General features: G+C 57.5%; 27 protein-coding genes and 1 tRNA gene. 12 read left to right on the top strand and 16 right to left on the bottom strand.

Features of this window, described 5'->3' with window-relative positions:
- Window positions 1-174: 174 nt before the first annotated feature.
- From D3261_RS01605 to D3261_RS01590, 4 genes are all read right to left on the bottom strand, one after another.
- Window positions 175-1320 carry an alkene reductase gene (locus D3261_RS01605; protein ID WP_199693864.1) on the bottom strand — a complete coding sequence of 382 codons (1146 nt, stop codon included), beginning with the start codon at window positions 1318-1320 and terminating at the stop codon, window positions 175-177.
- A 48-nt stretch (window positions 1321-1368) separates the two neighbouring features.
- Window positions 1369-2601 carry an MFS transporter gene (locus D3261_RS01600; protein ID WP_120068015.1) on the bottom strand — a complete coding sequence of 411 codons (1233 nt, stop codon included), beginning with the start codon at window positions 2599-2601 and terminating at the stop codon, window positions 1369-1371.
- Window positions 2601-3047, bottom strand: coding sequence for a MarR family winged helix-turn-helix transcriptional regulator (locus D3261_RS01595; RefSeq protein ID WP_120068013.1), 447 nt, complete (start codon window positions 3045-3047; stop codon window positions 2601-2603). Before D3261_RS01595 ends, D3261_RS01600 begins: the two co-directional genes overlap by 1 nt.
- A 77-nt stretch (window positions 3048-3124) precedes the next feature.
- The gene (locus D3261_RS01590; protein ID WP_233553811.1) at window positions 3125-3676 is read right to left on the bottom strand and encodes a hypothetical protein; all 552 of its coding nucleotides are present in this window, start codon (window positions 3674-3676) and stop codon (window positions 3125-3127) included.
- A 627-nt stretch (window positions 3677-4303) separates the two neighbouring features.
- Here D3261_RS01590 and D3261_RS01585 point away from each other — a divergent pair.
- Window positions 4304-6073 (top strand): BCCT family transporter, encoded by a 1770-nt coding sequence (locus D3261_RS01585; protein ID WP_120068010.1) that lies wholly within the window; start codon window positions 4304-4306, stop codon window positions 6071-6073.
- Window positions 6074-6097: 24 nt separating this feature from the next.
- Here D3261_RS01585 and D3261_RS01580 read toward each other — a convergent pair whose 3' ends face one another.
- The gene (locus tag D3261_RS01580) at window positions 6098-6556 is read right to left on the bottom strand and encodes a universal stress protein (RefSeq protein WP_120068008.1); all 459 of its coding nucleotides are present in this window, start codon (window positions 6554-6556) and stop codon (window positions 6098-6100) included.
- A 156-nt stretch (window positions 6557-6712) separates the two neighbouring features.
- Between D3261_RS01580 and D3261_RS01575 the strand changes: the two genes are divergently transcribed.
- The 4 genes from D3261_RS01575 to D3261_RS01560 all read left to right on the top strand — a co-directional run bounded on the left by D3261_RS01575 (window position 6713) and on the right by D3261_RS01560 (window position 10690).
- Window positions 6713-6967, top strand: coding sequence for a hypothetical protein (locus tag D3261_RS01575; RefSeq protein WP_120068006.1), 255 nt, complete (start codon window positions 6713-6715; stop codon window positions 6965-6967).
- A 515-nt stretch (window positions 6968-7482) separates the two neighbouring features.
- Window positions 7483-7707, top strand: a complete 225-nt coding sequence (locus D3261_RS20935; RefSeq protein WP_199693863.1) for a hypothetical protein — start codon at window positions 7483-7485, stop codon at window positions 7705-7707.
- Window positions 7708-9617: 1910 nt separating this feature from the next.
- Window positions 9618-9881, top strand: a complete 264-nt coding sequence (locus D3261_RS01565; protein ID WP_147464868.1) for a hypothetical protein — start codon at window positions 9618-9620, stop codon at window positions 9879-9881.
- 566 nt (window positions 9882-10447) lie between these two features.
- Complete coding sequence (locus tag D3261_RS01560) at window positions 10448-10690, top strand: hypothetical protein (protein WP_147464867.1); 243 nt, start codon at window positions 10448-10450, stop codon at window positions 10688-10690.
- A gap of 613 nt (window positions 10691-11303) precedes the next feature.
- Here D3261_RS01560 and D3261_RS01550 read toward each other — a convergent pair.
- From D3261_RS01550 to D3261_RS01525, 6 genes are all read right to left on the bottom strand, one after another.
- Window positions 11304-11378 (bottom strand) — tRNA-Thr (locus tag D3261_RS01550).
- 357 nt (window positions 11379-11735) lie between these two features.
- Window positions 11736-12509: an SDR family NAD(P)-dependent oxidoreductase gene (locus tag D3261_RS01545; RefSeq protein ID WP_120068000.1), complete on the bottom strand. Its 774-nt coding sequence runs from the start codon at window positions 12507-12509 to the stop codon at window positions 11736-11738.
- Window positions 12510-12515: 6 nt separating this feature from the next.
- The gene (locus D3261_RS01540; RefSeq protein WP_120067999.1) at window positions 12516-12893 is read right to left on the bottom strand and encodes a Rid family detoxifying hydrolase; all 378 of its coding nucleotides are present in this window, start codon (window positions 12891-12893) and stop codon (window positions 12516-12518) included.
- Complete coding sequence (locus D3261_RS01535) at window positions 12886-13692, bottom strand: creatininase family protein (protein WP_120067997.1); 807 nt, start codon at window positions 13690-13692, stop codon at window positions 12886-12888. Before D3261_RS01535 ends, D3261_RS01540 begins: the two co-directional genes overlap by 8 nt.
- Entirely contained in the window at window positions 13689-14852 is a 1164-nt protein-coding gene (locus D3261_RS01530; RefSeq protein WP_120067996.1) for a mandelate racemase/muconate lactonizing enzyme family protein, read from the bottom strand. Before D3261_RS01530 ends, D3261_RS01535 begins: the two co-directional genes overlap by 4 nt.
- Before the next feature lie 57 nt (window positions 14853-14909).
- Entirely contained in the window at window positions 14910-16274 is a 1365-nt protein-coding gene (locus D3261_RS01525; protein ID WP_120067994.1) for a GntP family permease, read from the bottom strand.
- Between the two features lie 435 nt (window positions 16275-16709).
- Between D3261_RS01525 and D3261_RS01520 the strand changes: the two genes are divergently transcribed.
- Window positions 16710-17477, top strand: coding sequence for an IclR family transcriptional regulator (locus tag D3261_RS01520; RefSeq protein WP_120067993.1), 768 nt, complete (start codon window positions 16710-16712; stop codon window positions 17475-17477).
- 66 nt (window positions 17478-17543) lie between these two features.
- On the opposite strand, the gene D3261_RS01515 is transcribed toward D3261_RS01520, so the two are convergent.
- Window positions 17544-18158, bottom strand: coding sequence for a hypothetical protein (locus D3261_RS01515; protein ID WP_120067991.1), 615 nt, complete (start codon window positions 18156-18158; stop codon window positions 17544-17546).
- Window positions 18159-18250: 92 nt separating this feature from the next.
- Here D3261_RS01515 and D3261_RS01510 point away from each other — a divergent pair, with 92 nt between their 5' ends.
- The 4 genes from D3261_RS01510 to D3261_RS19505 all read left to right on the top strand — a co-directional run bounded on the left by D3261_RS01510 (window position 18251) and on the right by D3261_RS19505 (window position 20859).
- The gene (locus tag D3261_RS01510; protein WP_120067989.1) at window positions 18251-18640 is read left to right on the top strand and encodes a helix-turn-helix domain-containing protein; all 390 of its coding nucleotides are present in this window, start codon (window positions 18251-18253) and stop codon (window positions 18638-18640) included.
- 408 nt (window positions 18641-19048) lie between these two features.
- Window positions 19049-19972, top strand: coding sequence for an MFS transporter (locus D3261_RS01505; protein ID WP_120067988.1), 924 nt, complete (start codon window positions 19049-19051; stop codon window positions 19970-19972).
- A gap of 163 nt (window positions 19973-20135) precedes the next feature.
- The gene (locus D3261_RS01500; protein WP_120067986.1) at window positions 20136-20318 is read left to right on the top strand and encodes a hypothetical protein; all 183 of its coding nucleotides are present in this window, start codon (window positions 20136-20138) and stop codon (window positions 20316-20318) included.
- Window positions 20319-20580: 262 nt separating this feature from the next.
- Window positions 20581-20859 (top strand): hypothetical protein, encoded by a 279-nt coding sequence (locus D3261_RS19505; protein ID WP_147464866.1) that lies wholly within the window; start codon window positions 20581-20583, stop codon window positions 20857-20859.
- A 452-nt stretch (window positions 20860-21311) separates the two neighbouring features.
- On the opposite strand, the gene D3261_RS19890 is transcribed toward D3261_RS19505, so the two are convergent.
- Complete coding sequence (locus D3261_RS19890) at window positions 21312-21467, bottom strand: hypothetical protein (RefSeq protein ID WP_158589321.1); 156 nt, start codon at window positions 21465-21467, stop codon at window positions 21312-21314.
- Between the two features lie 151 nt (window positions 21468-21618).
- On the opposite strand from D3261_RS19890, the gene D3261_RS01490 reads away from it, so the two are divergent.
- Window positions 21619-22266 (top strand): thermonuclease family protein, encoded by a 648-nt coding sequence (locus D3261_RS01490; RefSeq protein WP_120067983.1) that lies wholly within the window; start codon window positions 21619-21621, stop codon window positions 22264-22266.
- Between the two features lie 428 nt (window positions 22267-22694).
- Here D3261_RS01490 and D3261_RS20220 read toward each other — a convergent pair whose 3' ends face one another.
- The gene (locus D3261_RS20220; RefSeq protein ID WP_199693862.1) at window positions 22695-22841 is read right to left on the bottom strand and encodes a hypothetical protein; all 147 of its coding nucleotides are present in this window, start codon (window positions 22839-22841) and stop codon (window positions 22695-22697) included.
- 364 nt (window positions 22842-23205) lie between these two features.
- On the opposite strand from D3261_RS20220, the gene D3261_RS01475 reads away from it, so the two are divergent.
- Window positions 23206-23946, top strand: coding sequence for a ThuA domain-containing protein (locus tag D3261_RS01475; RefSeq protein WP_120067979.1), 741 nt, complete (start codon window positions 23206-23208; stop codon window positions 23944-23946).
- 170 nt (window positions 23947-24116) lie between these two features.
- Here D3261_RS01475 and D3261_RS01470 read toward each other — a convergent pair whose 3' ends face one another.
- Window positions 24117-24488 carry a glycerol dehydratase reactivase beta/small subunit family protein gene (locus tag D3261_RS01470; protein ID WP_120067977.1) on the bottom strand — a complete coding sequence of 124 codons (372 nt, stop codon included), beginning with the start codon at window positions 24486-24488 and terminating at the stop codon, window positions 24117-24119.
- 85 nt (window positions 24489-24573) lie between these two features.
- A complete protein-coding gene (locus D3261_RS01465; RefSeq protein WP_120068241.1) occupies window positions 24574-26466 on the bottom strand; it encodes a diol dehydratase reactivase subunit alpha in 1893 nt (630 codons plus the stop codon).
- Window positions 26467-26483 lie beyond the last annotated feature (17 nt).

The following is a 26483-nucleotide window of genomic DNA, read 5'->3' as shown; positions in this document are numbered from 1 at the left end:
CGATCTCGCGGTCAGGACCTCGCCTCTGAGACGTCCTTAGAAGGGCTATCGGTCGCTCTCTATGCTTTCTTGTTCAACCAGTCCCATGGGTCACAGTCGGTTCGGCGTGACGTCCAGGGCATCGACGCCGAAAAACGGTGCCGCTCAGGCCGACAGAACGGTGTCCGTGAGGTCCTACTCTGACAAACTGCTGAGAGCGGGATAGTCGGTATAGCCCTGTTCGCCACCCGCGTAGAACGTTTCCGGGTTCGGTCGGTTGAGCGGTGCGCCCTGTCGGAACCGGGCGGGGAGATCCGGGTTCGCGATGAACGACTTCCCGAACGAAACAAGGTCGGCTGTGCCATCGGCGAGGATGCGCTCGGCGGAGTTCTTCACGAAACCACCGTTGGCGATCATCGCCGTCGTCGGTGCAGACGGTCTGAACGTCCGCGTGGGCTCTTCGATCTGCACCCCGATCTCGCGGTCGCCCGGATTCGGTTCCATCATGTGGATGTACGCCAGCCCCATCCCGTCGAGCCGTTCGAGGAGATAACCGAACGTCTCCTCCGTGTTGGCATCGGAAATCCCCGATTGGCGGTTCGACGGTGAGAGCTTGATGCCGACCCGATCCGACTCCCATGCGTTCGAGAGCGCCTCGACGATGTCGAGCGTGAACCGTGCGCGGTTCTCGACCGATCCCCCGTACCGGTCGGTTCGCTCGTTCGTCCCGGATTTCAGGAACTGTGCAGGGAGGTAGCCGAAGGCACCGTGGAGTTCGACCCCATCGAACCCCGCTTTGCGGGCGTTTTCGGCGGCCGTCCCGAACGTCTCGACGATTCTCGGGATCTCCTCGGTTTCGAGCGCTCGGGGTGTTTCGTATCGCTGTTTTCCGTCCGGGCCGTGGAACTCCCCATCGGGACGGATCGCCGAGGGCGCGACCGGTTGATCGCCGTCTTGCATCGCCGAGTGCGACATTCGCCCGCTGTGCCAGACCTGGAGGAACACCTTCCCGCCCTTCCCGTGTACCGCATTCGTCACCTTCCGCCAGCCATCGATTTGAGCTTCGGTGTGGATCCCCGGATTGTAGGTCGTTCCTCGGGCGCTCGGTGAAACCTGTGTACACTCCGTAACGATCAGCCCCGCGGAGGCCCGCTGTCGGTAGTATTCGGCGTTCATTGGTCCCGGAACCCCGTTTTCGGCCATCCGTGCGCGGGTCATCGGGGCCATCACCATCCGATTCGAGAGGAGGTTCGGGCCGAGAGCGACCGCGTCGAACAGGGACGGCGTTCGGTTGGCCGCCTCATCCGGTGGCGATCGCGACGGCCGTGGTTCGTTGCTCACACAACTTATTAGCTGCACACACAACTTAGCCGTTGCGTCGGGGGCAGTCTACGCGGAACTGGAAGCGGCATACCGTACGCCAGTAGCGACGAGTGCGACGCCAGCGAAGAGCGCCGCGGCGACGAACACCCCTCTGACGCCGAACGGTCCGGCAACGACCCCGAAGAGCACCGGCGAGAGGAACTGGCCGATGTATCCCGCCATGGCTACGTAGGAGCTGAACTGGCCCTGCTTGTCGGCCGGAACCAGCTCTTCGACCCAGAGCAGTACGGTCGGGAAGACCAGCCCCTGTCCGAGCCCGAACAACACGACGGGGAGTACGGCCGGCACCGGCGTCGAGGCGATTCCGGCGATACCGAACCCGATGGACCAGAGGACGAGCGCTGCGAGCGTCAGTTGTCGGTAGTCGAACCGGCGCTTGATCCGGTCGTAGAAGTACGCGCTCGCGCCGCCCGCAACGCCGAGCGCGGCGAGATAGAGGCTGATCGTGAACGACGAGGAGATACCGAATCCCGACAGCAGCTGGGGATAGTAGATGGTGATCGTATAGAGCAACGCGTTCGTTGCAAAGTACAGTCCGTAGACGAACGGCAAGACCGGTGTGTCGAGGAACACTCGTGCGATACCACGCATCCCGTCAGCGGATCGGTCGCCGTCGTCCGGCGCAGCGGCCATCGCGGGTTCGGGGACCGTAACGTAGGCAAGCACGCCGAGCGGGAGTGCGAGGACGTACACGCCGAACGGGAGGTGCCACGAGACCGTCCCGAGCACACCGCCTGCGAGCGGCCAGACCGCGGCCCCGAGGCTGTTCGCGCTCCCGCGGAGTCCCATCACGCGGTCCTTTCGCTCGCCTTCGAAGAGGTTGTAGATCAGAACGGTGATCGAGGTGTAGACGAACGCGACCGCGACACCGAGAAACGCCCTCGACACCAGAAGCAGTTCGAACGAACCGACGACGAGTCCGGCTCCCCCGGAGAACGCATAGAGCACGAGTCCGAGGATGTACGGCCGCCGCGGCCCGTACCGGTCGATGAGCGACCCGGCGACCGGACTGGCGAGGACGATGAACAGACCGTGTGTCGTGATGATGAGTCCTGCAAGCGAGCCGGAGACCCCGAGCCCCGTCTGGATCCCGTTGACCACGGGACCGAGGATCGCCCCCGCCATCACGGTGAGCGTCCCCGAGGCGATGATGACCCAGAGCGCGGTTTCTGGGGACCGCGGGAGAACCGAACCCCCTGCCTTCGATCCGGAGTGGATCGTTTCGCTCGATCCGGCCATCAGTTCACGTCCGGATTCGCCTCAAGGTCGACGCCGAGGTTCGCGCTGACGGTCTGCAATCCGGCTTCGAGCGCCCGTATCTCCGCTTCGGTGAGTCCGTCGACGACTTCGGCGTCGACCGTGGCTTTGAGCTCCTCGATCTCCGGACGGATATTCTCGGCCTTGTCGGTGAGAAAGAGGAGCTTCCGGCGTTTGTCCGTGGGGTCCGTCCGGCGCTCGACGTACCCTTTCTCCTCGAGTCTGCGTACGACGTGTGCGATCACGCCCTTGTGGAGGTGATGTCGTTCGGCGAGGGTTTTCTGCGGGACCCCCTCCTCGCTGTAGAGCGCGAAGAGGACACGATACTCGCCACGACCGATCCCGTACGGTGCGAGCCCGCGCTCGATCCGAGCGCTCAGTGCGCGGCCGGCGAGCGAGACGTTTCGAGCGACGTTGACGCCATCCATAGGACCGTTAGTTGCGTGCACAACTTAGATACGTCGAAGAGCGGTCCACCCGGGTGGCGAGCATTCCTTCGTCGTGTTCAGGTCAGACGGTCGATCTTGTCTGTCTGGAGCTGAGCGATCCTGGTGACCGTCTCGATTCGGTCGTCTTGAGGCGGTATCTCCGGGTCAGCAGCCGAATCCGTCCCGCTGAGCGCCGTATGCGTGAGGCGGAAGACGTGGTTCGCGGTGACCACCTCGATATCGGTAACGGTGCCGGTCCACCAGAGGAAGGCGGTCTCACCGATCGAGCCATCCGCCGTCGTGACGCTCTCGTTCGCTCGCATCTGGTCCGGAAGGTTCCCCAGCGAGCACGTCCCACCGAGTGCGTCGAGCGTCTCACCCTCACAGGGCCACAAACGGAGCCTGACGGTCTGCGGGTACGGTTCGTCGGCGTGGTAGCTCGCGGTTATCGTTCCGCTCTCGGTGACTACCGGGGAGCCCCCGTCCGAATACGTCCAGGCTTCACCGATCGCGTCGGCCGTGAGCGCTCGTTCCGCTGGTCCGTTCATACGCCCGGAGAGACAGCCCGAGACGCCGGCAGCGACGAACGGGAGGCTCCCGAGCACTCGAAGATAGTTTCGTCTCCGCATCAGTTCTCAGACTCCCCACAACCCACGAGGGCCACGTGTACTACCACTTTCGGTAAATGTAGTATCCGTAGCGGTATGAGCATGTTGGCGTTCACACAACATCGGCTCGGGATCGGACGACCGCCTTCGAAACGCCCATGCGACAACAGCTGACTCCCACCTGGTCCAGTGCCCGCCGCCGATCGACGTGAAGGACGATCGTTGGATACTCCGGAGCGGTTTGGAGTCCTAAGTCAGTCGAACCCGGTGTTCACTGTCCTGCCGACCTATCCGATGGTCCGCACGCGGCGGGAAGAACGGAGGACGGCGGTCAGCAGTGGAACCGACTGGCTTCCAATCACGCCAAAATCGCGGTAAGAAATGAACCGAGTCATCGGCGGCAATATTTATCTCCTTTCGTGACAACGTTCAGCACGGCAAAAAGTCACGAACGACACGGCACCAGTGGAGTGAGGCAGACGAGCTCGCTCCGCTGGGACGCCGAAATGCGCCGAGGCCAGCGCGGTTTCGACGGTGCCGACCATCACGAAGGTGAGAATCACATGATCCATCGATCCCCGACCGACGCGGCGACACAGCAGCGCGATCCCCATCCAGTCGACCACGGATCCGAGGTGAGGGGGCAGCATGGCTGACGCCGAGGGCGACACCACGGCGGGCGAGATGTCGGACGGGCTCCAAGTGGAGTTGTTCCACCCCGACTCCGACCGGGAACCGGGGGATACAAACTACCAGGGATACGGCTTCGACGTCCACCCGGTCGTCTTTCCCGTCGCGCTGGTCGTCATCGTGGCGTTCGTGGCGGCGACCCTCCTGCTCGGCAACGAGGCGTCGTCGATCTACACCGCCATCTTCAACGGTATCAACGACTACTTCGGCTGGTTTTACATCCTCGTGGTGAACGTCTTCATCGTCACCGTCGTCTACTTCGCGGTGGGCAAGTACGGCAAGATACGGATCGGCGGTGTCGGAGCCGAAAGGGAGTTCAGCACCTTCTCCTGGATGGCGATGTTGTTCAGCGCCGGCATGGGTATCGGGTTGATGTTCTTCAGCGTGGCCGAACCGGTCACCTACTTCGGGAGCGTGCCGCCCTTTTTCGCCGGCAACGGTATCGAAGCGGGCTCGGCCGCCGCGGCGGGTCCCGCCCTCGCACAGGCGTTCTTCCACTGGGGGCTCCACCCGTGGGCGATCTACGCGCTCGTGGGGCTGGGGCTGGCCTTCTTCTCGTTCAATCGGGGACTGCCACTCACGTTCCGGTCGATCTTCTGGCCGTTGCTCGGCGAGCGCATCTACGGCTGGCCGGGCCACGTCATCGACCTCGTGTCGGTGTTCGCCACCCTCTTCGGGCTCTCGACCTCGCTCGGGCTCGGGGTCACACAGGTGAGCAGGGGCTTCAACGTCATCGCGGGTGACCTGTTCGGCGCGAGCTTCCCGACCGGGACGTTCGGCCAGGTGGCCCTGATCGTGGGTATCACGCTCATCGCGACCGCGTCGGTGGCGGCGGGGCTCGAGGGCGGCGTCAAGCGGCTGAGCAACATCAACCTCTACCTCATGTTGGCGTTTCTCTCGTTCGTGATCGTCGTCGGCCCCACGCTCTACATCTTCAACGGGTTCACCAACGCGTTCGGTACGTACCTCGTGAGTCTCCCCGGTCTCAGTTTCTTCACGGGGGCGTTCGCGGGGCAACCCGCACAGGACTTCCTCGGTGGCTGGACCATCTTCTACTGGGGCTGGTGGATCTCGTGGTCACCGTTCGTGGGGATGTTCATCGCGCGGATCTCGAAGGGGCGGACGGTTCGTGAGTTCGTCATGGGGGTACTGTTCCTCCCGTCGATCTTCTCGTTCGTCTGGATGTCGACGTTCGGCGGGAGCGCGATAAACGCCCAGATCGCCGGAGCCGGCATCCTCGCGACGCTCAACACGCAGGGACAGTCGATCGCGATGTTCTCGATGCTTTCGGAGTACCCGCTGGGGGCGATCTCGACCATCGTCGCCACGCTCCTCGTGATAACCTTCTTCGTCACGTCCTCCGATTCGGGCTCGCTGGTGATCGACCATCTCACCTCCGGCGGAAAACACGACGTCCCGCGGGCCCAGCGCGTCTTCTGGGCACTCAGCGAGGGCGGTGTCGCGGCGGTGCTGTTGGCCGGCGGGGGGCTCACGGCGTTGCAGACCGCCGCCGTCTCGACCGGCTTGCCCTTTGCGTTCATCCTGCTCTTGATGTGCTATACCGTCTATCTCGGTCTCGACAACGAGTACACGATCCTCGAATCCGAGGCGTTCAAGGAGCAGATCAGTCGGATCGACAGCATGGACGACGTCGAGGTGACCGCTTCCAGCGAGGACGTCGTCACCGGCATTTCGGATGGCGGTGAGGGCACCTCGAACCCGGATTGACCGATATCGGTAGCGGCGATTCCCTCACGCCCCGGAGGGACGCGATTCGGCTTCGTTCATCTTCGTCGAGATCACCGGGACGGACGAGATCCGGACGACCTTCTCGACGACGGTGCCGAGCAGCGCGCCGAACCGGCCCTGGTAGCCCGTCCCCATCACGATGGCGTCGAGGCCCATCTCGTCGGCGTACTCGACGATCTCCTCGTGGACCGTCCCGGTTCTGAGCGCGGTGACACACTTGACGTCCGCCCTGCTCGCCATTGTACAGACCTCGCTCGTGACCCGTTCGCCGAACTCCCGGTACTCCTCGCGGACCGTCTCCTCGTCGTCCCGGACCGAGAGCGCACGCGGGACGCCCGGGAGGTCCATCACGTAGAGCGTGTGGACCGTCGCCCCGAGCGCGGCCGCGAGCTCGATGCCGTGTGCGGCGGCTTTCCGCGCTTCGTTGCTGCCGTCGGTCGGGATCAGGATCGTCTCGTACATGATCGTTCACACTGGGTTACCTCGCATATCGGCATAAATCTGGTGAGGAGATAGGTCACCCATTTATCTTGGACGTTCGATCGGGGCGATGGACGAGCTACACCGGTAGACGGCCCGTTTCGCAATCGTTTATCGACTCGATGGCGTAGGGATAGTATGACGACACTCAAGAGCTCCCCCGGCCCGGCCGCCGACAGCGCGTTCCGGTCGGGGATGATAGCGGCGGCACTGCTCGGACTCGCCGGGATCGGCACGCTCCATACGGTCGACGTGATCCCGCTGCACCTGGCTGGCTACGCGATCGTCCTCCTGTTCCCCATGTACCTCGTCGGTGCGGCCTCGGTGCTCAGCGTCTGGCTCGGGTACAACGCGGATGCGACCGACCTCAGACCGGTGTACAAGGACCCGTAGGGCGATGGGTTGAGGTGTGTTCGTGATCCTATCGAAGAAACTGCTCACCACCTCACGATTGCGGTCTCCTGTTGAGTTGGCTTCCATCGCCAAACGTCGAGATAACCTCTAGTGAGTGCTTTCATCTTCGAGTCACATGTGCTCCTCAAACGACGCAGCGATCAGAACAGTTCGTTTCGATACTGGTTGAAACACTGCTTACAAACTTCCACATCATCTCGGCTATTTTCTGAACCCTAATTGCTAACAGAGGTCGTACTCGTGCTCACGAGTTCTATGGGGCTGAGTGTAGACGATCCGACTACGTCCTGAACGGACAGCGTTGTCCCCACCGCTGGCTCCACACCGTGGTACCCAAAACAGGGGTTGTGCGCCTTCTTCATTCTTGTTCTGTCAGAGTGAACGATGAATACGCGCTTCCCAATTGGCTTCGTGTTCTGTACAAAGCGTCTGTTGGTTTCCCACCTTCTTGAAAGAAATCGACGTGAGCTGGGACCTCGTTAGAACTGACGGAGGTGAACACCGTCATCGTCAACAGTGTCTACATCGTCGTTCCGGAGTTCGTGGGTCTCATAGTCGTCATCCCATCTGAGAGCATCCGTGAGGTCGTCGAGGATACCCGAGTCGCCATCGCTGGTGTCGACGTGTGCAGTGCCGTCTCGAACGTCGCTTACGGTCCCAACTTGGTTCCCGTCGTAGTCAAACACGGCGGTTCCACGGTCCTCGTTGGTGAAGGCTGATTGTGCCATCGCGGTTTTTTATCGACTTCTATGAGTATTCTTGTTGAGCACGCAGTTGCAGGCCATTCCGAACCAATAGCGCTCCACAAGACACTCGGCGAGACCTCTGAGACCAGAGAATCGCTCTCGCGCTCATAATACAATCACGACTCGAAACCTGTGAATCGATGCTTTCCCTTCTCAACCCTGGAGAGTTCGAAAGGGAAATATTATCACCTTTGGTGTGGTCCCGATTGATATTGCTACCTGATCCGCACCACGGCAACCGTAGTGTCTGAAATAGGGGTTCACAGCGGATTCTAGGAGAATGAGTGCGAGCAAGTCGATGCGCTTACCCTTTCAGCAGTCTCACGCAGCGTCAGAATTATAATCTGAATAACATCTACGCCCTAAGTAAGAGTGCCTTTTTCACAATCAGAATACTATCTCTGAGACGCTCTATAGAGTCTATAAGGAGGTCTCTACGCTTTCTCATCATCCCACACTTCCTCTACTACTCCGAAGAAGTGAACACTGAGCTATCTCATTTGGAGACAGTTGACGAAAAAAGAGCGACCGGCTTCGATAAGAGGGTCCTTCACACACGGAATACACTGTTAATCGCTGGACGAGTACCCACGCTAGTGTTCCGTACTATTGGAGAGACGGCTTCAAGCCGGTCGTAGACTGGACTGAGAGTTCACACACGGCTTCCGTCCAGCGATTCGTCGCTTGTAAATGGTTACTACCCGATCCTCGCTATCGGAGCTCCGATACGAAATACAGCCGTGGCGAACCGTTGGGTGTTGGCGGCCAACACAAGGGGGGAAATGACGCACGAGCAGACATGGGGCGCTCACCAAACGTGCTGACCCACAACAGTATCACGAACGACCTCTACCAGCTAGATAGTTCACTCAGTGGGCGATGGGCCGTGACGGGCACATAACCACACCGATAATGGCACACAGAGCATCTCTCGAGCAGCTACTCCTTGGAGCTACATCGAGAGCCACTTCACTCACTTGCTCGTCGAGAGTGCATTTTGTCGTGCGCGAGCGCTCGGTAGAGCGCTGTGTTTTGCTGCGCTGTCCATACTCTGGTGGAGTAGATATTGAGCACTCGCTCAGCTATCGGTACGGTCACCTGGTTCGGTCCCGAGTCTTTAGTCGGTATCCGCCGGTATTCGTTTTCGAAGCGGGATCCGTCGGTGTCATATCTCGTCACGACCCTGAAGTGGCCCGTCGGAAAACCCTGCTTGATGACTGCTTGGTAGTTAGTCGGATCGTCGTCGGACGAGACCATGATGCCATCGGCAACACCGACCCCATTGGGTCTCCAGCACGCATGGCAATATCGACCCGCAGTATCGAGACATTCCTTTGAACGGGATTCACAACCAGGTCCGCTACTGCATTCACCCTACTCCTTTCGGATGATTGGAGCGATTGTGATCGTGACCGCGTTCATCTGGAACTGACGCCCCGTCTTAGGACCTGCCGTTGGGCATCACAACCGCTTCGAGAGGGGGCCGAGCGGGGTGTAAAACCGTTGGAGATTGCCTTGTAGTGGCGATCCAAAGGTGGATGACACACGATGAGCACTTGCGGGCGGAAGGGAGAGCAAACGTCATGTGGAGGGGCTGTGATTCGGTCGGTACCTATTTCGATGGGGTTCTATCTCGTCGAACATGGGACTACAGCGGGAATAGAGGGATAGAAAACGTGAATTTGGGGGGGGGATTGTGGATTTCGGTCGCCGCCAAATCTGACTTGGTCAGCCGATTCGTATTGACAATCCGATTAGAAGTGCTCTGAAAAATACGCTTACGTTTTTGTTCATTGTGTCAACCGTTCTGGCAAGGCTCATTGCTGGACTTTTTTGCTTACTCCGTGAGCGTGGTTCTAGCGTTAGATACGCTAGTAGCATCGATGTATCCGACCGTGATGCAGTCGATTAACGATCTCATCCAGAATCCAGTATTCGGACTGACGTTCGTTAGTGTGATCGTCATTCCGGCGATCGGCGTAGCGGTCCTGGTCTTCGACGGAGTCTGGACAGAGGGGTATGGTCAGTTGTTCTTGATTGATTTTCTCGTCTGTGTCATCGGCACCCTTGCAGTGACGATGCTGATCTATATCCCGATGAACGACTACCTCGCGACGTGGACAGTTAGCTCATCTCTCAGTGAATAGATGACTGTTCGCGCTCGGTGGAGATGGTGGAATCACGTTCGGACGACTGCTGCAGTGATCTCGTTCGTTCTCTATGCTATCGCACTTGTATTATATAATGGGCGATAGGTTCGAGTGACGCTTATTGGCGATATATCTCCATACTGTTCGTTTCGTCCTCAGAGTGATTCGCCGCCTAGCTGCCTTGAGGATACTGAAACGGAGGAGTTGGTCCTCGCTGAAGAATATCGTGTGCCTATTGGAGCCAGCTGCGGGAGCCCTCACCAAGTCTTTCGGGAAAAAGTGACCGATGGATGGCGACAGCGCCTACAAGTACAAGGGGAATCGAATGTCGACAGCGATCAACGCCTGCGTTCATCGAGCGAGTTCAAAAACAGCTTATCGAAGCAGTCGACGAATATCAGGACCCAGAGCAGGTATGGGATATTCTCGCTGTAGAGCTTGTGTCACTCGAACATGGAACAGTAGACCCTTGAGAATTGGCGATTGAGAATCGAGTCTCGAAGCGTCTCGAGGAGTACACCCAGCAGACGACTAATGTCGCTGCGCTCGAACGAGCGGACGACATGGGAATAGAGAAAGTGCCGGGTAAGAACGTGGCCTATGTGGTTACCGATGACGAGAAGACGTCGCGAGAACGGGTCCGACTTATCGACGAGCGGCCACAGGCCGGCGAGTACGATATCGAATTCTATCAGCAGCGTACGATTCGGGCCGCCGAGAGTGTGCTAGCCCCATTCGGCTGGCGACGGGGAGACATCGAATCGTATCTCAGCGACCACGAAGATGCCTCGATCACGACTTACTGAGAATCAGCCGTAGAGAACAATCCAACTGTCCACCTGGAATAGCAGCTACGAGAATCCCAGTTATCCGAGGTGAGTACCCCGTGCTTCCGCCGAAGTGACCCGTGGAGAGACGGACACAGGGTAACTCTCACATCATCAACCACACGAATTGCCAACAAGCATACAAGAACTCACGCAGTAGCGCGCATTGTGGACCAGACCAACCCGCATCCCGATGGCGGTTCTGGCTGCGCTGAGGCCGACCAGGACCTCTCGCAGCACCGAAAGTCGGTTCTCATCTGCCCTGAGTGTGGACACGAAGCGTCTGCGGTAGGTGACTGGGTCAGGGATCAAACAGACAGAGAGGGTCGAGTCGCGCTCGTTTGCTCCATTTGTGGGACTCACCTCGCAGTTCGGGGACGTTCGCCATCGGACAGGGATCCCAGCCACGATATCTCTGCTCTGATGATGCCGGGAACTACGCTTCCACAACTAGCAGCCTCTGCCGGGCTGCAAGCAACAGCACTGCAGCTCGATCTCTGGACCCGGCTTTGGACTCGTTCGACTTCTAGCCGCGGCAGAGGGCATGCTTAGACGACAGTTAGTATTCCTTTGCCACTCGGAGTTGGGGTAAAGCCGAAGGGGAGATTCGAACCCCCGACAAGCTCCTTACAAGGGAGCTGCTCTGGCCAGGCTGAGCTACTTCGGCCCGCTCTCTGTAGTTGAACCAGCGCTGAACCAGCAAAAGACCGTGGATCACTCCGTATCATCCTTTGTACGACTTTATCCTTCCTCAGAGAGTAATCGATCCTTCTGGTTGTTCAATAGCTCAAACCACCCCCGACGGGCGTAAGGATTCTTACCTAACAGCAAAGAAGGGTATCGACTTGACGTTTGGTAAGACGTATTCGGATCTGTCGATGATTAGTGAGTGGCTTTGAGAGAAGAACCAATACTTCGGAGAATGACCCACTTACAGCCGTTGTCGGAGCACGATTCTCTCTCCCCGTCTCTTTCCGCTAATACCATCAATACTGCACTCGGCGTACTCTGCAATCATCACGAGTTACATAGCACTGCGATCGTAGCCACCATCAACCGTTAAAATCTCCCCAGTACTGAACGATGAAGCATCGCTCCCGAGATAAATCGCAGCGCCTGCGATTTCCCCTGTATCCGCCACTCGGTTCATCGGCGTTCGCTCATCAATGCTATCGCGTGCGGACGTTCCCTCAGCGAGCCGGTCAGCTGTTGCCCTCGTTCTGACGAACCCAGGAGCAATAGCGTTGACACGGATCTCAGGAGCCAAGTCCACTGATGCAGCACGAGTGAGGCCATTCACACCACTTTTGGCTGCACAGTAGGCAGGCCGTTCCTCACGGATCTGGTCCGCTGACATCGACGAAATGTTCACGATACTTCCCTCGTCCATCTCCCTCGCGAAGATCTGGCACGCCAGGAAGGTTCCCGTCAGGAAGACGTCCAGACTCCGATCCCACTGTTCGTCACTCATCTCCGTAATCGAAGCGTGAGCGGTGGTCGATACCGAGTTGACTAGGATATCGACGTGGCCGAACGTGTCGACAGCAGCGTTTCTGAGGTCGGTTATCGACTCGCGGTTCGTCGTGTCGCACGGTTGGGCCGTCGTCGCTGCACCCTCGCTCCGAATCTCCTCGGTTATCGCCGCGACTGCCTCCTGAGAGCGACTGGTGGCGATGACGTTTGCACCGTCCTCGACGAAGGCACGAGCGATCCCGCGTCCGATGCCGCTGGTTCCGCCGATCACGACCGCGTTCTTTCCCTCTACCGTAACTGCCGAGTTCTTCGTTTCGTGGTCCATTAGTTATCACCTCTGTTCTGCGACCACATCGATCTCTACATCGATGTCGATGGGGAGTTCGGAGACTTCTACAGCCGTTCGTGCCGGATACGGTTCGCTCATATACCCGCTATACACTTCGTTGACTGCGTCGTACTGACTCATGTCGCGTACGTACACTTGTGCTCTCACGACGTCGTCAAGTGAGCATCCTGCGGCTCGAAGGACCGCGGCGATGTTGTCCAGCGTCCGTTCGGTCTGGGTTCGGATATCGCCCGCTACAATGTCACCCGACTGCGGGTTGACTGGTCCCTGCCCCGAAACGTAGACCTTCGAATTAGAGACGATACCCTGTGAAAACGGACCGATGCTCTCCGGTGCATCGGTCGTTGAAACTTCATGCATTGTTCTGCTGAACCTCCTTGAGGAGATTTGCGAGTGCCGTAGTGACCCCATCGAAGAGCTGTTCACCTGTCTCCGGGTTCGCCACCGCTGGGTCCCCAATAGCACCGCTCTCCGAGTACTGCTCGAACGGCCTGTAAACGGATACCGGTCCGCCAACGACGAGATCGGAACCTGCGAGTTCGTACTGTTCGTCTTGGTACGTTGCCGGCATGGCCTCCGTATCGACTAACTCCGGATAGAGATGGAGCATCAACGAGGTCTCGAACTCACCTCCATGAGCCATTCCGCCAACATCGCTCTCTCGAACGGATTCGACGAGATCCGTGACGAGTTCGAAATACGTCAAGCCGAGGACCTCAACCTCCGGATGGGTCTTTCCGACTTCCGAGACCGCAGCGTCGATGAGCGGGGTGTTACCGCCGTGGCCGTTGACGAATACCAACGCATCGAACCCGTTTTCGAGCCCGGTATTGGCTATCTCACAAAGGAGACCGAGAAGGGTATCGAACTCCCCAGTAAGTGTCCCACCCAATGAGAGATGGTGTGGGGAGTAGCCCGACCAGAACGGTGGCGCCACAAGTACTGGGACAGTATCTGCGATGTCCTCAGCGCTCTGTGTGGCGACGCTGTTCGCCAAGAGCGTATCCGTCATGACCGGGAGGTGGGTGCCGTGCTGTTCCGTACTCCCAACAGGGAGAACGAGAACGGACCCACTTTTGCTGCCAGTATCGAGTATGAAGTCAGCGGACTGTGCCCCGAGCGAAACGCTGTCGTTCAGTGTAGTGGATTCAAACATCATGCGATGCGATAGTCCTCGATACTGTCGCGGTCGATATCGATACCGAGACCGGGCCCCTCCGGTACATCGATTGAACCGTTTTCGACGGTGAATTCACGCTCGATCACGTCGTCCTCCCATGCGTAGTACGTCGAATCGGGTGGCATAGAGAAGCCGGGAATGCCAGAGACGGCGTGTAAGATGGCTGCTGTTCTCACGCCGAGGTCGAACGCACAGTGGTGCACCATCGGGAGCCCAGCGTCCTCAACGATACCCGCCTGTTGTCGTAGTCCGGCAATACCGCCAGCAGGCGTCAGATCGAGCACCGCAACATCGATAGCGCCGGCATCGATGAGTCGCCGGAGGTTATTCGGGATGTACGTGTCCTCGTTGGGACCGATCGGCTGTCGGGTCTGGTTTTTCAGACTCGCGAGCGACTTGTGAGCGTTGACCCTGATCGGTTGTTCCATATACTGGAGGTAGATCCCTGCATCGGCGAGTGACGAGCCGACGCGGATCGCTTGATCAGTAGTCCAGCCCTGATTCGGATCCAACCGAAACTCCAACTCACCGTCCACTTCGTCGTGCATCGCTTTGATCCGTGCAACGTCGGCTTTCCAATCTCGACCGGCCTTCGTTTTCAACACGGAGTAGCCAGATTCAAGCACTTCGGCCGCTCGCTCTCGGGATTGCTCTGGTGAGAGGATCCCGAGACAGTACGCTATCTCGACCGCCATCTCGTCGTCGTACTCCCCTTGATGGCTCCTGTGTTTGGTCTCGGTTTGTGTGGGGGTGGTCCATCCGCCAAGCAGTTTGTACACCGGCTCATCGAGGGCTTTGCCGACGATATCCCAACACGCGACCTCGACCGGGGCGAAGAACATGTCCGCGTTTGTATACTCGATGAACACCTGCCGCCGGAGCTTCTCGAGTTCGAATGGAGACTGACCCAGAACGAGCGGCTGAACACCGTCTTCGATAACCGAAATGGTCGCCTCCGGCGTGAGGAACGACCGTACCTCACCCCAGCCGGACAGGCCTTCATCGGTTTTCACCTCGACCAGAATCCGATCCATGTCATCCAGGGAGTTGTGATTCGTCACGTAGGGAGCGAGCCCACCCTCCTCGAACGGTACTAGGGGAACATTGACGCCGTAGGCGTTGATTTCCGTTATTTCCATTGTATCAGTGTCTGTTGTGGTTGTTCGACTGTCCGTCTTTCTTCGATAACTGTGAGTTCATGTGAGGGGCAACACCTGTGAAAACGTCAGGGTGAACACGAGCCCGAATACGGATATGAGCGTGGTCACGACGGTCCATGTTTTGAGGGTCTCGGCCTGTGTGAGGCCACCGATTTCTGTGATGATCCAGAACCCACCGTCGTTGTACCACGAGAGGATGTTGCCGCCTGCGCCGATGACCATCACCAAGTAGGCTGGATTGACGGTGAGTTGGCCTGTGAGCGGCGCCACGATGCCGGCCGTAGTGAGCATGGCGACGGTCGCGGACCCCTGTGCAATGCGAACGGCAGCGGCAATGATCCAAGCTGTGATGAGAAGCCCTAACCCGACTTCTTGGAGCGCACCGGCGATGTATTCGCCGACACCTGCGGCCGCGAGCATCCCGCCGAACGCACCACCGGCAGCAACGATGGCAGCGATGTTGCCTCCTTCTTTCAGTGCGTCAGTGAGCTGGTCTGACCACGCCTCAAGATCCATGGATTTGATTCGGTAAAACGTCGCTGCAGAGACCATCGCGGCGACCGTCAACGCGAAGTTCGGGTCGCCGAGAACCGAGAAGAGCGAGACCACTGGTCCGGACGAGAAGAACGTACTCGTTACCGTTTGGGCTCCAACGAGGATGATCGCGAGCAATATCGGCAACGATGCTTCGAAGACGCCAGGCAGTAGATCTGAAGACTGCTCTGAGATTTCCTGCACCTCCTCTGTGGTCGTTCCCATTGCATCACGGAGCGGGATGTCTACACGCTTGGAGATGAATTTCCCATAGACGAGCCCTGAGAGGGTGGCTGTCGGTGCGCCGACCAGCAAGCCCACGAGAATGGTCGTCCCGAGATTCGCATTGATTTCACCCGCGACCGCGAGCGGGCCCGGCGTTGGCGGCACGAAGACGTGTGTCGTTGCGGCCGCCGCACAGATGACGACGATGAACAGTGTGTAGCTGTGGCCAACTCGGGCGCGCATCGAGCGTGCAAGCGGGGCGAGCAGGTAGAACACGTTGGCGAAGAACACGGGGATAGCCAGCACGAAGCCACTCCCGAAGAGGGCGTACTCGCCGTGGTCCTCGCCGGTGAGTGCAGTGAATGCACGAATGATGCGTTCTGCAGCACCGCTTTCGAGCATCGTCTTCCCAATTATCGCGGCCATCAGAATCGGGATGCCAACGCTTGCGAGGGTATCTCCGAATGCCGTTGCTGTCTCAGATGCAACGTTGCCATACGGGACTTGTGGGGAGATCAACCCGACAACAAATGTCGAGATGATCAGCCCAAGGAACGCGGGTAATTTGAGACGGACCAGCAGTAATATCGCTACGGCTAGTCCGACGACGAACACCACCAATGGAGCATCGGCGAACACCATACTAATTGAGGATATACTGGACAAACATATATCTATGGACCGACTTTGACTTTATTTCGGAAAATTCTCCCCTATTGTCTTTCGTCACTGGAAAATATCCAACTTGTAGCGTTCTCGCCGCTAATCGCTACCCGTGACTGGGATAGCAGAGAGAATATGTTTTGTAAACTACCTTCGTGCGTTCGCCAAGGCAACACAAGACAGGCATCTATTTCCCCTCATGTATTGCGAGTGCAATCGACTAACGTACTCTTTGTATTTTCCGTACTCCTGTATTCCGCCGTATAGAGTTCTTGAAACGCCAGACGAGTAATGTGCGATAGGGATAGCGCTCCGAGGTCTGGGTGAACGAGGATTCAATTCCTTTCGCCACAGCCGAAAGCAGAGTCGGGAGAGGGAAGTAAATCTTTTACCAAGGTAGATTCTTGAAGGGTCATGACAAGAACTCGCAAGCAAAAGACGGTCAGCGCCGTTGAGACATCGTTCGAGATATTGGATATCCTCAACAGGATCGAACCGGCGGGCGTGTCCGAAATCACAGAAGAAATTCAGATGTCAACGAGTACCGTGTTTTCGCACGTCAATACGCTTGTGCAGGAAGGATACGTGATGAAAAACGATACGCAGTACGTACGTTCGCTTCGATTTCTGGAGGCTGCTGGAACGATAAGACAGCGTTGTGAGGCAACACAACATCTCCAAGAGCACGTTACCAAGCTTGCTTCGGAAACGGGTGAGATCGCTGGAGCTGCTACCGAAGAGCGTGGACAGCGAGTAATCCTCTATCGGAGTGCTGGCGAAATGGCAGCCGGTGATAAGCTCCCGATAGGTGCACATAGCGATCTTCACTGGACATCGCTTGGAAAGGCACTTCTTGCTCACCTGCCCCCCGAAAGACGCTCCGAGATCGTGGATCAGCATGGTCTCCCTCGGGGGACGGATAATACCTTCACTGAGCGAGATACGCTCGGAGAAGAATTAGAGCGGATCCGTCAACAGGGGTATGCAGTCGACGATGAAGAGCATCTCTCGGGAGTCAGAGGTATAGCGGTCCCAATCTTCGACGCCCAGCAGAACGTCATCGCCTCGCTTGGACTCACTGGCCCACGAAGTCGGTTTGACCCATCCTATTTGACTCGCTTACTCCGCTATCTGGAACAGGCGAAAAACGAATCCGAGGTTCGTATCCAATATTATGCGTAGCGATAGCTGGCTTCGAAACGGCCTCTAGTTCAGCGAACTCATTGCAGAGGGCGATCTCGTCGCACATCACTCCGTTTCCCGGTCGCGCGACGGCAGCGACCCGGTTTGCTCTCGGTTCATGATATCGATAGCGAACGTCCTGAGTTGGCGAACGAGGTCGTCCTCGTCAGCGTATGAATACACAGTCGCATCCCATCGCCGTGAAACCCCGGCGATCATCGCGCTCCGAACGCCATCCTCGTGGATGAACACCACTCGCTCGCGGTCGTCGTCATCGAGCGCTTCTAGTACCGAGCCCACCTCGATACCGAGGCCGAGGTTGTCCCCCACCCGTGGTGCAACGAACACGACCGCGTTGCTCGCACGGGCGAACGCGATACTCTGTGAGGCGGCGTCCATCTCTGCAAGGTCAATGTCCACGTCGATGGCGAGATAGCCGTTGAGCTTCGCTTCAGCGCGGAGTCGATCCCTGACTCGTTTCAAGAGTGCGAGAACGTCTGCCGCCTCATACTCGCCGCTCTCGCCGTCCCACTCAGCGAGCCACGGCGCGGTGAGCGAGTCCGGGTCGACGTCCTCAGGGAGCACCGCTTCGAGGTCGAACGGCTTGTACGGCCCCATGATGTAGACCAGAAATCGCTGGTATTCGACGGGATCGAGTACCTCAACGATACGATCTCGCATACGTACCGTACCAATGCCGAATATAAAAGACCATCCTTTCAGCGTCCAATGACTCGCCAATCGTTAAGTAAGCAGCCATCCAAAGGATCTACATGGCCGAGACAGCCGCAGAATCGAACCAGCCGGTCGAACCATCGGGTATTCTCCCGGAGGACAGCGTGCTTTCGCTGGAGGAGTACCTCGAAATGCAAGCGGCGATCGGGAACAAAACCCGGTATCGCATCCTCCGGACGCTGACTCACAACGGCGACCTGAGCGCGAGCGACCTCAAAGAGACGCTCGGACTCGAAGCCAACTCGTTGCACTACCACCTCGATCTTCTCGTCGATGTCGGACTCGTGCAGAATCGTAAGCGAAAGGAGGCGGATTCGGCGGGTCTTTATTCGTACTATCGTGCGTCGGCACTCGGCGAGGGGATTCTCGAACACGGTGTTGAGGAACTCATGCGCCGCGAACACGAATTTCAAGAGCGGTACTCCTGATTGTGGCGTGGTCGGGTCTGGCAGTTGCCATGTGCTGCGACGAACATTAGCCATGACTACGGTTTCTTTCTGAGGAATTGGTTACGTCTGATGTCTCTCGTCAGGGGTGAAGTGATAAGAGGAATAGACATAGTTGTCGCTCGTGGGGAGTGTAGGTCCGCTCCACAGAGGATTTACTGAGTCTTACCAAACATTGTAGTAGCGTCCTCTGTCCAGCGTTTGGTAAGACGTATTTGAATCACTAGTAGTTATGACGGTTCTACGTCAAAATCCCAGCAGAGAACCTACTTGAATCGCGCCTTCAGATCTATACAGGTCATACGAAGAGATCTTCTCGATTATATCAAATGATATTAGCTACCGAAGACACGATAAATGACGAAGTAGCGTTTCGAATCGAAGGGAGAAATGAGTAGTTCGGACGAAGGACCCGAGATAACTACTGGACCGACGAGCCTTGGGCGACCCTTGGCGCTGGACGGCGTGAAGATGCGTTTTCAGATCCTGTTTTTCATTTTCTTCATCTCGTCGTCAGGATTCATCGTCTTCCGGAACGTGTACCTCGAAGAAATAGGGTTATCCGGCTCACAGATGGGTTTAATCGGATTACTCCTCTTAGCGACTGGCGTCGTCGTCCAACCGGTCTGGGGGCTACTCACTGATTACTTCCGCGCTGAGCGGACGGTTCTCGTTATCGCCGGAATCGGGTCGGCCATCGCAATCCTTAGCTACCCGTTCGGTAGCGATCTCTCCGATTCCTTCCTCCTGATCGCCCTCGGGACGGCTGCGTATTCGGCCTTCCGTACACCGATCGGTCCCATCGCGTCCGGAATGGTCCTCTCGCGGGAATTGGACTACGGCAGCGTCAGAGCCTTCGGCTCGCTCGCGTTCGCTATCGGGAGTCTGGGCTTCGGGTTCCTGGTTGGTACGTTGGGCAGCGTCTCCATCGTTTACTTCTATATCGCCGGCGCGGCAATCTTAGTCGGGATCGCTTGGTCACTCCCCAGTAACAGGAGCGTTGACGAGCATGACGATGCCGCCAGAGACAACGAAGTGGCGTCCAACGAACCCGGTCTTCTGGAGGCGACGCGGATGCTTGTTACCAGCCCGACCTTCGTCGTGATCGTCGCCGCGAGTTTCCTGCTTCGTCTCTCGGCGATGGGTGGTGAAGCGTTCTTTTCGGTCTACATGATCGCGTTCGCGCTGGCGTTCCCTCCGATGTCGATCACTTGGACACTGTTGGCGTCGCTCGCATCGGCTGAGGCGAGCGTGATGGTGCAGCTCCCAGGGGACGTCTCGACGAGGATCGTATTATCGCCAGATGTTGTGTAGTCACCCGAGATCGCCGTCGTCCCGCTAATTTCCGTATGCCCTGCGAGTTCGGCGAGCGCTCCCTCGATGTTGTCAGCGGTGTAGTTGTCCGGAGTGTCGGCGAGCCGAACGCTCGCCGCTTCCGAACCGATGGTGGGCGCTGCCACTGTGTCTCCGAGGGGCGATGGCGTGGGTGTTCTGGATTGGGCTGGCCCTCACAATTGGATTGGGAGTGCTCAACGGCTCCGGGCCGCTGGGGACGCTCGCCATGGAGTTCTTCACCTCAATCGGCTGGGCTATCATGCTGGCATGGGTGCTCGCGGTTGCGCTCGACAAGCTCGTGATCACGCTGGTTGGTCGGCACTAACGACTCAGGAAATACCCTACGTCTCCACGACCGCGTCTTACCAAACATTAGAACAGGACATCGACTCAGATGTTAGATAAGAATGCGGCGGCCACCGTGTCCCCGTTATCACCCCCAAGAATCCGGGATCGCGAATGGAAGCAGTGTTAATCGCCGTTATCGGGCCCGCCGTCTTTCAATAACACTACAGAGGCGCTAAGGAGGACTCAAACATCTTCTACAGGCTAAAAGATTGATAAAAAAAACTGAGAAAAGAAGCCTCATGCCAGAAAACAGCATCCCTGGTGGACCACCAGTACTCCCTCTGCTCATTCTTTTCGCGGTCGGGGGCGCTCTCGGGATAATCTATACAACAGTCAAAGAGGACACGGTCAAGGAAAACTCAGTCCCGCTAATTGGGAGTGTAGCCGTCGTGACAGGGTTCGCCATAACCGTTCTCGAAAACACATCGAATACACCGCTGGCGATCCTCATCGGCGTCGTCTCGATTGCAGTGTACATTACAGGCTTTGAACGGCGCGAGAGCGACGGAGCTCACTGAAAGACCCACTTCAAACAGCTCTGATGTGATTATCTACGAGTGCTGACTCTCCAACCCTTGAACTCCTCTCTATCGCTGGGTTTGATTCCTATCACATTACGATACTAATGGGAATCGTCACCTGTCCTTTAGTCGTGACGAATGGCATACGCAGTACCGCACAGTGTGTATTACAGAATTAGTATTACCCATGAAACTCTCAGCAGCTCCTCACAGAATTCGCTTCAGTAATGCGAACACTTTTTATTGTTATTTTCGTGGAATGATACTATGAACCGAACACTCCTCTCACTCGTTCTCATCGCCACACTTGTCCTTGCAGGCTGTGGTGGTACCGGATCGGATTCGGGTAGCACCGCTGTCATCACCGGTGAAGCCGGTGGAGAGCAAACGGAAGCTCCGGATACTGAAACCGCGACGAGTACTCCGACGACTGTTGCGGCGACCGCAACTCAGGCTACAACTTCAACGGCAACATCGATAACAACGAGCACCCAAACGGCAACACAGACGCGAACTCGGACACAGACATCGACCGCGACGGCCACAGCTACCGCGACGATGACCGCTACCGCCACGGCGACGGCAACGGCTACTGCGACACTCACACCCACTCCTACTCCGACTCCGACACCGACTGCAACGCCCACATCGACTCCCACCCCAACGCCAACACCAACTGCGACGGCGACGCCTGAGCCCGAGGTGTCGGTCCCTTCGGGAATCTCCGGTGACGCTCGTCAGGCAACGGTCACGCGCGTGATCGACGGCGATACCGTTGAGGTGGAGTTCGAAGATGGCGAAACTGACACCGTCCGCTTCATCGGTGTCGACTCTCCTGAAACGAGTCTCGGAGACGTCTCGCCGGACGAATACGAGGGTATTCCCGACACCCAGGCTGCACGCGATCATCTCTTCAATTGGGGTCAGCAGGCCAGCGAGTACGCCACTAATCAACTGGAAGGCGAGACCGTTCGTGTAGTCACTGACGACGAGGGCGATCGCCGCGGCAGCTTCGGTCGCCTATTAGGCTACATCTACGTGGGTGAGACGAACTTCAATCAACAACTTCTCGAGGACGGCTACGCTCGGGTGTACGACTCGTCGTTCTCGTTGCGGGAGGACTTCAATAGCACCGAAGAGCGGGCGCGCTCGAACGACGTTGGCCTCTGGGACTTCGAAACCGAGGAAACTGCAACAGCGACACCTACTCCAGAACCCGAATCCGATGATGGTGACAGCAGTGGTGGTGTCGAAACTCCCACTCCGAGCGGCGATTCAAGCGACCCCTACGATTGTTCGGACTTCGACAGCCAAGAGGCTGCACAGCAAGTCTATGATAGCGACCCGAGCGACCCATCAGGTCTCGACGGTGACGATGACGGTGAGGCCTGCGAATCGCTCTAATCTCTTTCAGGTCCTGACCATTCCTCGTCGATCTGTGTGGCAAGCGCTTCATGTGGGACGTCCGTTTCAGCGAGCAGCCCGTCGGCAAGGTCCCAAGCTCGGCGCTCGCGCGGCGAGAGGGTACGAGCGTCACCAGCAAAGGCAACGAGTGCTTCGGCGATGAGCAACCGATCCTGAAGGTGCATGGGGTCGGTGGTTTCGTCATTAGATAAGAAGTCTCGCCCTACTAGGTTTCACGGCGAGCCGTGGTATCTCAATGCCGGGAGCGAAATTCGTGGCTATTGCTGGATTCTGAGGTGGTTTGCCATCTTCTTCATGGCGGGTTGCATCGTTGGAGCGGTTGCTGTCGCCGGTATTGCAGTCTCTCAGTAGGCACTCTTTTAGCAAACAGCAACAGAGAGTGTCAATACAGTTCTCGACGACCCAGCCTACTCAGGCGTGAACTCGGTGTCGACCCAGACTGAATATGCTGGATTCGGAAGCGGGCTGATGTCGTCCTCGAAATCAGCGACGGTCATCGTGAGCGCGTCGAACGAGTCGTACCCGAACCTCTCGGAGTACCTTCGCGATCGCATTCAATCGAAAGCGGGAGGTGCACGAGTGACTGTCCGCTCCAACACCTTCCAGCAGGCCAATCGGACGAGAATCGGGTGAACTGTCGTATAGTAATTAGCATGCACCTGTGACTCCTTCGCTGGTAGGGAGATCAGCGGCTTTCAGTTGTGAATTTCTACAAGACTGCTATAGACGAGGGAACCAAACCTTTCGGCGTGGACGATATGGCAGCTCATATCGAGGAATCGCGTTTGAAACGGCGGGCAGCGAGTTGAGCGAAATCCCGAATCGATGAAGCTCGCCATACCGGTATGAGGGGTACCGTGGCTCTCCAGAAATCTTTGCGATCACAACGCTTAACGACCAACCAACGGGCATAGGGGTATGACAACGGTCACAGTCTGGAACGAATATCGCCACGAGAAAGAAAACGACACTGTTGGCGAAATATATCCAGAGGGAATTCACACCGTTATTGCTACTGCCCTCGAATCAGAAGGATTCGAGACGAGAACTGCCACTCTTGACGAGCCCGAGCACGGGCTTCCGGAGAGTGTACTCAACGAAACTGATGTACTGATGTGGTGGGGGCATGCAGCGCATGAAGAGGTCGAAGACGAGATCGTCGACCGTGTTCATCAGCGAGTTCTCGATGGAATGGGTCTCATCGTTCTACACTCGGGGCACTATTCGAAGATTTTCCGACGGTTGATGGGAACGACGTGCTCGCTCAAGTGGCGTGAAGCAGCAGAGAAAGAGCGTCTTTGGGTTGTCGAGCCAAGTCACCCGATCGCTGATGAGGTAGGCGAGTACATTGAGGTACCCGAGGCCGAAATGTACGGCGAGCGTTTCGATATTCCAGCGCCCGATACTTTAGTCTTCAATTCATGGTTCGAGGGAGGCGAGGTATTCCGCTCTGGGTGCTGTTACCATCGCGGGAATGGCCGTGTATTCTATTTCCGTCCTGGTCACGAAACCTATCCCGTCTATCACGATGAAACCATCCAACAAGTGCTAGCAAATGCTGCTTTGTGGGCGGCTCCCAACGAAGGACCAACACCGGATTTCGGCAACGCTGAGCCAATAGAGGACATCGAGATGACTGACGATCGAACCGTTCACTGAAGTCTATACTGACGAGGTTTGTGAACATCCAGTTGCTGCCACCGAGACCAAGTCAAACACCATCTGACAATCCAACCAGTGTGAGCGGCGGTGAGACAGTGCTCTGTGACGAATCGTATGTACAGGTCTTGATGCAGTGTTTTGAAGAACCCGATCTCTCTGGGATGAACTTAATCCGAGATCGGTTTCAGTGGTATACCTTTAGCGAGTCGAGCCGCATTCGAGCCAAGCCGTTCGGCTTGTTCAGGCGTGGTCTCCGAGTTGTCGAAGACCGGATCGTCTTCTTGAAGTCGCTCATCGTGGATTACGATACGTGAGTCGGGCGTCACGCATACACCGATGCCGAGCGATGACGCAATCGCTGCCTTGTGCGCCATGGCAACTGGGTCGTTGTTTGGTCCAGACTGAATCACCCATGAGACGCTCTCTTCTTCGATACTGTGTTCTACAGCCGCGATCGACTCCGGTTCCACCTTACCCGGATACCAAATGTGGATGCGTGGAACTTCGTCCTCTTCAACTGAGCCGCGACAGCCGCTCATACTGAACACTCAAGTTCACGATCACATAAACGGTCGGCCGGTTTTTGGTCGTCGGACAGCTCCTCCACTGGAGAACAAAGCTACCTCAGTTCGTCGCCGATCGGTCGACAGGGTCGGTAAACGATTCGGGAATCTCAAAGCCGAGGACGTCTCCACCACCGACACCCGAAAGAACGAGGCCAGTGGCAACGGCGTTGCGCGGCCCCATGCTTTTTCGGACGTTCGCGCGACCACACACGATGCCATATTCCGCCAGTGCGTCCGAGATAAGGTCCGGAATCTCGAAATCGAGAGCTGAACGCCCGACTATCACAACGAACGGGAGCTGACGGATGGAGTCAGTAGGGGTAATGAGGTCGAGAGCGCGTTCGGCGTTGGCGACAAACACGTTCCGCTTTGCCCGACGCCGGACTCGTCGAATCTCCTCGACTGACTCGTCAGTAGAAACAGCCTGCATCCCATCGCCATCGAGCAATACAGTCTGGCCGAATAACTCCGGTTCGACTGGTTCATCGAGGAAATCGACCGTCCCATCCTCCTGTTGGATGCTGAAGAGGTCACGCACCTTCGCTGCAGGGTACTTCTTGACTGCCTCAGCGAGGTCGCGATCGTCAAGACCGAGTTCGGAGTCGATCAGCATCGTGACGAGGTCACCTGCACCCGCGAGGTGGATCGAATCGACGCTCTGGTCCTCATGCATGTAGGCTGCATCGGTCGAGCCACCGCCCATATCGAGTATGGCAAGTGGGTAATCCGTTCCAGGTGTCGTGAGTGAACCGAGTACCGCCATGTCTGCCTCGATACCTTGAATCACGACTTCGGCATCGAGTTCGTCCTCGATTCCATCGGCAATCTGTTGCATCGGGAGTTGTTGGGTCTTTACCATCGCAGCCAGCGCGACAGCACTCTCCATCCGGTGTTCGTCGGCGACTCCACCCTCGATCCGTTGTGGAACCAGCGTATCGACCGCCATAACGTCCCGAATCTCGATCGAATCCACCGGCTGTTCGGTGACTTCGGCCATGCTGTCGCGTGCTCGATTCAACATCCCGCCGATGTTCGATCCGCTTTCCCCGCGTACGTCCGTGACCGGCCAACTCTCCATTATGGCGTCCATGACGACTTCGGCTCCCTCATCAACCGGAACCTCCGTTGCGTTACCCCGGTTATCGATGATTTCGAGCTTTCCGGCCGGGATCGTTCGCTCCTCGACATCGCCAGCGGGAGTCTCGATTACCACTGCGGATTTGTTCCCGACCAGTGCTCGTGCGACTGGAATGATCTTCTGGGTTTCGTCGGCCGAGAGGTCGAAAACAGTGGCGATGCCGTATGGATTGGAGAGCTCGTCGATCGTGCGACCGGTGGCTTTCGGAGCAACTTCGACGGCAGTGGGCCGCTCACGCTGGATCCTCTCGAGCTGAGACACTTCGTCGACGATCGGGATCTCGAAGTCGATACGATTGTGGATTAGGACCGCGTCATCACCTTGGACTACCGCGCCGGTAACCTCATATCCCGCTGCAGACCATTCTTCGATGATTTCGGCTGCTGCTGCAAAATCGACAGTCCTAGGCACGAGGAACACCACTGGGTCGTCGGAAGAGTGTTCAGACATGTCCGCGGTGATTTCGATACCCGTTCCGACTCCCAGACCAACCCCGGCCGGTGTCGAGGGGTCGTGGCCGATCATCGTGGATTCAGTAATGACTGTCTCGGTGATCGTCTCCATGGCTACGTCACCGATCACTGGTGCAGCTTCGTTGAGAAACACTCGGTCGATTTTCTCGGCCTCGATATCCGCCTTTTCGACGGCCTGCGATACTGCGTTTAGTACCCCAGGGACGTTTTTCCGGGTGCCTTTCAACCCGATTGTCCGGTATAGCGCGCTGGCAACGAATCCAGGTCGATCCCCGGTACACCGATAGAGCGCGACCTCAGTGCTCGAATTCCCGATGTCGACTCCAGCGGCATATCTCATGCCATGGTTGACGAGTA

It is taken from the genome of Halococcus sp. IIIV-5B, assembly GCF_003602035.1.
Taxonomy (GTDB): Archaea; Halobacteriota; Halobacteria; order Halobacteriales; family Halococcaceae; genus Halococcus; species Halococcus salsus.
The sequence above is the reverse complement of the archived record's forward strand: the minus strand, read 5'-3'. Positions and strand labels throughout refer to the sequence as shown.